The 5,096-nt window shown below is 31.5% G+C and carries 6 protein-coding genes; all 6 read left to right on the top strand.

Annotated elements, in window-relative coordinates:
• Positions 1-65: 65 nt before the first annotated feature.
• The 6 genes from FLACOL7796_RS20370 (at position 66) to FLACOL7796_RS20345 (ending at position 4,828) form a co-directional block, all read left to right on the top strand.
• Positions 66-641, top strand: coding sequence for a hypothetical protein (locus FLACOL7796_RS20370; RefSeq protein ID WP_173972632.1), 576 nt, complete (start codon positions 66-68; stop codon positions 639-641).
• A gap of 133 nt (positions 642-774) precedes the next feature.
• The gene (locus FLACOL7796_RS20365; protein ID WP_065450601.1) at positions 775-954 is read left to right on the top strand and encodes a hypothetical protein; all 180 of its coding nucleotides are present in this window, start codon (positions 775-777) and stop codon (positions 952-954) included.
• 308 nt (positions 955-1,262) lie between these two features.
• A complete protein-coding gene (locus tag FLACOL7796_RS20360) occupies positions 1,263-2,579 on the top strand; it encodes a DUF2586 domain-containing protein (protein ID WP_173972631.1) in 1,317 nt (438 codons plus the stop codon).
• A 140-nt stretch (positions 2,580-2,719) separates the two neighbouring features.
• The gene (locus tag FLACOL7796_RS20355) at positions 2,720-3,145 is read left to right on the top strand and encodes a hypothetical protein (RefSeq protein ID WP_173972630.1); all 426 of its coding nucleotides are present in this window, start codon (positions 2,720-2,722) and stop codon (positions 3,143-3,145) included.
• Between the two features lie 426 nt (positions 3,146-3,571).
• Positions 3,572-3,916 carry a hypothetical protein gene (locus FLACOL7796_RS20350; protein WP_173972629.1) on the top strand — a complete coding sequence of 115 codons (345 nt, stop codon included), beginning with the start codon at positions 3,572-3,574 and terminating at the stop codon, positions 3,914-3,916.
• A gap of 36 nt (positions 3,917-3,952) precedes the next feature.
• On the top strand, positions 3,953-4,828 hold the full coding sequence (locus tag FLACOL7796_RS20345; RefSeq protein ID WP_173972628.1) for a hypothetical protein: 876 nt from the start codon (positions 3,953-3,955) through the stop codon (positions 4,826-4,828).
• Positions 4,829-5,096: the final 268 nt, after the last annotated feature.

The raw sequence follows: 5,096 nt of genomic DNA, 5'->3' as shown, positions 1-5,096 counted from the left end.
TTTTATCGTAATATGTTTTAAATATTAAAACATATGTTGTATATTTGTCAAAAATAATCCACCATATGATTTTAAAAGATTTTTATACCGAGAAAAAAAATGCAATAGAAACCGAATTTTCGACTAATGCACCAGCAATACAACTTTATAGCGATGCTGTTTTTAAAACTACTATAGATAAACCTTTAGTAATGTTTAAATATGACACGATTTCATGGGAAACCTCATCTGAAAAAAATTATAAAGCTGATGTCTCTTTTTGTTTGTACATCGTATTGCCAATTGATAGTGTTTCTTCAAATCGTTACGAACAAGCATTCGAAATGGCCTATCGTTTAGACAAAGCTATATTATCTGGCACAAGCAGTAACTCTTTTTTAGATACCAATTCGACCTTTAAAGCGAAAGAAAAACAATATACAAATGAGGAAGTTTACTGGAATAAAAATGATTACTTCATTTGGGAAATCACATACAAAACAACCTTAATAGAAAATATCTTAAAAAAGAAATACATCCTTTTTAATAACGGTTTAAGTAATGAAGAACTAGAAGAATTAGGATATGATTTGAACTCCGGAATCATCGGCATAAATCCAAATCAGGTTGAAGGAGATGTTGATTTAAAAATCAACTCTTAATTAGAAAAAGTTAAATCAATTAAAAAAACGCTTCAATAACACACTCAAAAAACATTAAATGACATAAAACTAAAAAACATCATTTACGCCAATCTAAATAAAATAAAACTATACCCTATTTAAACCTTAAAACATGAAAAGAAGCAGAACACTATTAGACAAAAGGAGAGAGTATGTGATCAACTACCTAAATAGAAATCAAGCTAAACAAATGAAAGTTGTGGTATCTGAACTTTCGGATACATTGTTCCTTACAGAGCGTACTATTTATACCATTATAAATGAAGGTCTCGCTACAGAAGCCAGAGCTTAAAGCACTGAAACTACTGGTTTTGAATCTCACAAAAATTGGAAAAAGCAAACTTGAGCCTTAAATTTGTACTCGATATCAAAAGCAAATTTACCTTTCGGCCAAGAGTAAAATTCAATTAAGAAACCCGTTTTTATAAACTGTCCAAAAAACATCAATTCTACTTTTTGGATTCCAGATTACGAATACATTTTAAAATAATAAATATCCTGATCATAACAAGTTTACCTACTTGTTACAGCCCTTCTTTTGCTTTTTTTTAAAGCAAAAAAATAAAACAAAATTTTTAAACAATTAAAACTATTTATATTATGAGTACATTAAACGATGTAGTAATTACCAAACTATCAGGCGGATTAGGAAGAAGAAATCCAGAACAAGATATGGTTTCAGGATTACTTTTTGATGGAGTTGCAACTACAAAATTAGCATTAAACAAAATTGAGCGTTTAGCGTCATTAGAAGATGCTGAAGCACTAGGAATTATAGCAGATTATGATGTAACTGGGCAATCAGCTTATTACCAAATTCAACAATTTTTCAGAATGAATCCTTCCGGAGACTTGTATATTATGGCAACTACAGGGACTTCTTACGAAGAAATTGCAGGAAAAGCTATGGATATGCAGGAAAAAGCAAACGGAAATATTCGCCAAATTGCTATTATTTATTCTGGAGCAACCACATTTGCACAAACTCAGGCTGCAATTTTAAAAGCACAAGCTCAAGCCGATCTTGCTTACAAGGATTATATGCCTTTTGAAATTATTCTGGAAGGAAAAGGATTTACAATTGACGCAGCTTCTTTAGCCGGATCAGATGCTGAGAATGTTTCTGTAGTAGTAGCTATGGATGTTGAAAAAGCATTTGCAAAAAAATTATTTCGCAAAGACACTCTAAAACTTTATAATTTGCTTCCTAATGAAGAAGTAGTTCCATTAGAAGGTGATCTTGATGTATATAACGTAAAAAATGCAGATGGATTGAAAAAAGAAAATGGAGCTACTATTGAATTCATTTTCAAAGATTCATATAAAAACACTGCCGCAGTAGGATTAGCATTAGGCGCAATTTCTAAAGCAAAAGTATCTGAAAACATTGCCTGGATTGAAAAATTCAACCTGACTGGTGAAGGTTTCGCAAAAGCTGGTTTTGTAGGTGGAGAGGAATTTAAAACCTTAGGAACATTAAGCGAGCTAAATGATAAAAGATTCATTTTTGCTAAAACGCACACTGGCTTACCTGGTGTTTACTTTAACGATAGCCACACTTGTACTTTAGGAACATCTGACTTTGCTTATGTAGAAAATAACCGTACAATCAACAAAGCTACTCGTTTATTGCGTACAGCTTTATTGCCAAAATTAGCTTCTCCGGTTTTAGTTGATATCGATGGAAAATTACCTCAATCAGTTTCTAAAAGCTTCGAAGGATTATGCCGTAGTGCGCTAGAAGGAATGGTTGCCAATCAGGAAGTTTCTGCTTTTGATGTTTATGTAGATCCAAAACAAAACATATTAGCAACATCAGAATTAAAAGTAAAAGCAGAAATTACTCCTATTGGAACTGCCCGTAAAATTATGGTCGATTTAGGATTTAAAAATCCTTTCGGAATCGATAAAGCATAATTTATTGAATCTCTCACAATTCAAGAAACCACAAATATTCAACAATACTATCAACGTAATTCAATTGTTATAAAAACAAAAAGATAAATGTGATAGTCCCTGATCGTTATCAGGATTAAAAAAAACAAATCAAGCGACATATGAATAAATTACCATTAATTAACGGACAACAACACAGCTGGTCATCTATCGAAGTAAGTATTGCAGGTAACATCGTTACCGGAATTACAGCTGTAAACTATAGCGACTCAGTATCTAAAGAAAACCATTACGGTGCCGGAGATATGCCTGTGCACAGAGGTAGAGGAAAATATGAGGCAAAAGCTTCTATCACTTTATACAACTACGAGGTCGAAGCTATTTTAGCTGCTTTACCAAAAGGACAAAGATTGCAGGATATTAATCCGTTTAGCATGATTGTAAGTTACCTGGATGACAGTAATGAAGTAATCACACACACGGTTAGAAACTGCGAATTCAACTCGAACAGCAGAGGAATCAGCCAGGGAGATACTAAAATTGCCGTATCTTTTGACTTGATCTGTTCTCATGTTGAATGGAATTAATCATCTCGATAAATTCCTAACATTATAATTCCCCCTTCCCTGTCTTTTAAAACCGACTAAAAAGAGAAACCCAATATCAAATGCGTTATGCAAAAAAGGAGTTCAAAGAACATGATTTTTGCCAGCAAACTTATTCTATAAGCTCTTTATTAGTCCGCTTTAAGCAGGGAATCTTCTTCGAGAGGCTGTCTTGAGATTATTCAACCCCAAAAAAATAACTCAGGCAGTCTCTTTTTTTTTAAAATCCGCATCTTTTAATAATTCAATTTCTATTAAAAAATAAACTTCAATCAGTTATTACAACTGAATATGACATTTACACCTGTGTCTTCCACTGCTTTGCGATTGCAATAGAATAAACGCAAAAGACACCACTTAATCAGACATCAATTTACTCTATCATAAAAACAATAAAAGAATTTTAAAATGGAAATAGAAAACTCAAAAAACATCGATGTTCTTGACGGAAATATTACTCAGGCACAATTAAATCAATGGAAATACAAACATAAAAAAGTAGTAAAACTGACCATTGCAGATGACGACGAAACGACTTTGTTTGCCTATTTCAAAAAACCGGATATCGCTATTCGTTCTGCTGTATTGCAAGCTTCAAAAATGGACGAATTTAAAGCTCTTGAAGTGTTATTCAAAAACTGTTATCTGGGCGGCGATGCCAAAATCGAACAAGAAGACGATTTGCGTCTCAATATTACCACAGCTTTCTCAGATCATATCCAACCCAAACCTGTTAAAGTAGAAATACAATAAAAAATACCTTTTTGCCCTTTCCTAAAAACTATCCTAATGATTATCAGAAAACATATTATAAAACTAGAAGATACCAGTCCTTCTGAAATGGCTAGATTTAGACAAATTATGCTTGCTATTTGGCGTCAGCAAATAGAAGATGATAAAAATACTGATGAAATGGAGAAGTTAATCAGAGAGAATTATATCGCCAAAAGTAATCTTGATAGCGACTCCAAAAAATCTTACGATAACGATATTTTTTATGTAAATGATGACGGAAGTATTATTAAAGTTGAAGTCGACAAATCATATTATATTAATGTAGTTTTATCTAACGGAAACAAAGTTTTATTCTCAGATTTAGATATTTCCGGAAGAACATTTAGCTGGAATAATACTAATAGACAAATTGTAGCAAATATAGCAGGTTACTATGGTAAACAATTAAATATCAAAGAAATTGGAGTTAATTATGATATGAGCGACAAAAGCTACGCTTATACAATTGCAAAGAAAATATGGCTTCATCCTACCTCAAAAGGAGGAGTTGATCCTTTTTTTAACAATAAATACAATTTAAAAAGCATCCTCATTCACGAGCATAATCATCAAAAAGAGTCAAAAAAGAAAGGAGGTTATACCTATTCCGATCACGCGAGAGTTTTTTTAAAGCAATTTCAAGATAGTACTTTTAAAAAAACAAGTGAAAAATTTGCTCTAGGTCACATCTCTAACTTTATTCAATATATAGATTATGCATCAGGACATAATGAAGAAGGATGGCAAGATCTAATAAAAGAATTTAATAAATCACAAATTTTAGGAGGTTATTACATTAATTATCGAGAATCAGGAGGAACTCAATTATTTGATAACAAAGGTCAGAAACTTGTGATTGAAATACGCAAGCCATTAGATGGGCCACATTAAAAAAACATTATTAATTATAATTTTATTTCGCGTAAAAACATATAAATTAGAATTAACAAATTCGACAAAAAAATGAGCTTAGTCAAGTTAAAATCTTAAACTCGGAGATTTATAACAATAGGCAAAGTATAAGATTAATTTATCTATTAAAAAAAACCGTTTTTCTAAATTATAAAAACGTTTTTTTTAAAATCAAAGTAATTGAAACCACAAATAAAGCACAAAAAAAAAAATATTAAAACTACCGAATTACAACCATATATCATTT

This window comes from Flavobacterium bizetiae (genome assembly GCF_902804475.1).
GTDB classification, from domain to species: Bacteria; Bacteroidota; Bacteroidia; order Flavobacteriales; family Flavobacteriaceae; genus Flavobacterium; species Flavobacterium bizetiae.
The sequence above is the reverse complement of the archived record's forward strand: the minus strand, read 5'-3'. Positions and strand labels throughout refer to the sequence as shown.

Bases quoted from the DNA above. Each gene is read 5' to 3' on its own strand.
- FLACOL7796_RS20355 (WP_173972630.1), top strand. From the start codon at position 2,720: ATGAATAAATTACCATTAATTAACGGACAACAACACAGCTGGTCATCT.
- FLACOL7796_RS20365 (WP_065450601.1), top strand. From the start codon at position 775: ATGAAAAGAAGCAGAACACTATTAGACAAAAGGAGAGAGTATGTGATC.
- FLACOL7796_RS20345 (WP_173972628.1), top strand. From the start codon at position 3,953: ATGATTATCAGAAAACATATTATAAAACTAGAAGATACCAGTCCTTCT.
- FLACOL7796_RS20370 (WP_173972632.1), top strand. From the start codon at position 66: ATGATTTTAAAAGATTTTTATACCGAGAAAAAAAATGCAATAGAAACC.
- FLACOL7796_RS20360 (WP_173972631.1), top strand. From the start codon at position 1,263: ATGAGTACATTAAACGATGTAGTAATTACCAAACTATCAGGCGGATTA.
- FLACOL7796_RS20350 (WP_173972629.1), top strand. From the start codon at position 3,572: ATGGAAATAGAAAACTCAAAAAACATCGATGTTCTTGACGGAAATATT.